This is a genomic window from Mycobacterium sp. NGS40 (assembly GCF_059812735.1).
Genome location: NZ_JCALDG010000079.1, coordinates 1 through 1849 on the forward strand (window position 1 = coordinate 1; position 1849 = coordinate 1849).

The 1849-nt window shown below is 63.8% G+C and carries 1 protein-coding gene and 1 pseudogene; both read left to right on the plus strand.

Features of this window, described 5'->3' with window-relative positions:
* Window positions 1-16 precede the first annotated feature (16 nt).
* Window positions 17-1456 carry an FAD-dependent oxidoreductase gene (locus tag AC5Y5O_RS31935; protein ID WP_500028736.1) on the plus strand — a complete coding sequence of 480 codons (1440 nt, stop codon included), beginning with the start codon at window positions 17-19 and terminating at the stop codon, window positions 1454-1456.
* Window positions 1446-1849, plus strand: a pseudogene (locus tag AC5Y5O_RS31940) (hypothetical protein); the annotation flags it as partial. The gene AC5Y5O_RS31935 and the pseudogene AC5Y5O_RS31940, both read left to right, overlap by 11 nt.

Below are 1849 nucleotides of genomic sequence, written 5' to 3' on the forward strand. Positions count from 1 at the left end.
CAGGAGCCGATCCTTCATGACTCACCGTCATATCGTCGCAGTCGGCGGCAGTGATGCCGGCATTAGCGCGGCACTTCGGGCCCGCGAACTCGACCCTGAATCCAATGTCACCGTGGTCGTCGCCGACGCCTATCCCAACTTCTCTATCTGCGGGATCCCGTACTACGTCTCCGGTGAAGTCACGCACTGGACCAACTTGGCCCATCGCACTGCTGCCGATCTGGCCGCCACCGGCATGCGGGTGCTCACCGACACCCGCGCCACCGGCATCAATGTCGAGGAGCACACACTCGACCTACTGGACTCGAAGGGTGCACCGCGGCAATTGCCCTACGACGCTCTGATCGTGGGGACCGGCGCGGTAAGTGTCCGGCCGCCCATCCGGGGCCTCAGCGGCCCCGATGCGTTGGGTCCCGCCGATGGCGTGCACTTGCTGCACTCCATGGGTGACACCTTCGCCGTCATGGATTCGCTACAAGAACGCCAGCCTTCGACCGCCGCGATCGTAGGCGCCGGCTATATCGGGCTCGAGATGGCCGAAGCCCTTACCTCGCGCGGCATCCGCGTCTCGCAGATCGAAGCGTTGCCGGAGGTCTTGCCCACCGTCGATCCGGAACTCGGCGCCCTCGTGCACGCCGAACTCGAACGTAACGGCGTCGAAGTCCTGACCAATACCGCCGTCACCGCGATTAGTCGAAGCGATACGGGCGGACTTACCATTACCGCCGAGCACGATGGCCGACCTGTCTCGCGCACGGTCGATTTCATTCTGGTCGTCGTCGGCGTTCGCCCAGACACTGAACTTGCCGCCGATGCCGGCGCAGACCTCGGCGTCAAAGGCGCCATCGTCGTCGACGAAGCCATGCGCACTAACCTGTCCGACGTCTTCGCGGCCGGCGACTGTGTACACACCCACCACCGACTCCTTGGCATCACCTGGCTCCCGCTGGGCACCACGGCTCACAAGCAAGGTCGCGTAGCGGGCGAGAATGCGCTCGGCGGTGATGCCCGCTTCGCGGGCAGTCTCGGAACCCAGGTCGTCAAGGTCTTCGACCTTGTTGCCGCCCGCACGGGTCTTCGCGAACACGAAGTTGTCGCCGCAAATCGCGGCTGGGTGCCTGCAACTAGCCAATCGAGTCCCGACGACCACAAGGCCTACTACCCGGGTGCCACGCCCATCCACATCCGCATCACCGGCGATGAGCAAAGCGGTCTCCTTCTGGGTGCTCAACTGGTGGGACACCGTAGCGCTGAAATCGCCAAGCGTGTCGACACTTACGCCACCGCGCTGTTCCATACGATGACCGTCGACCGCCTCAGCGAGCTCGACCTCTCGTACACGCCCCCGCTCGGATCGCCGTGGGATGCCACTCAAATGGCGGCCCAAACGTGGGTACGTCAGCATCGTCCTGCGATGCCCAGCACGGCCGAATCGCGATCTACGCATGCACATTAACCGACGCACCAAGATCGGCCTCATCGTCGGCACAACCGTGCTCGTTGCCGTCGTCGTTGCAGCCCTGGGCATTTCGGCTTTCATCAAGGATCACGACAACGATCCGGTGTCCGTGCTGCCGTTTACCGACCTCAAGGGTCCTAACGGCGTGGCGGTCGGCAGTACTGGCGAGGTCTATGTTGCCGACGAACTCGGCGGCCAAGTACGCAAACTGGCCCCGGGTTCGACCACCCAGGTCGCGATACCATTCGATATCCCCAGCCCTGAAAATCCCAACGGTGTCGGCCTGGATCCGGTGGCCATCGCCGTGGGACCCGCCGGTGATATCTACGTCGTTGACGGCCACAATGATCGGGTACTCAAACTGGCCGCCGGGTCCACGACGCCGACCGT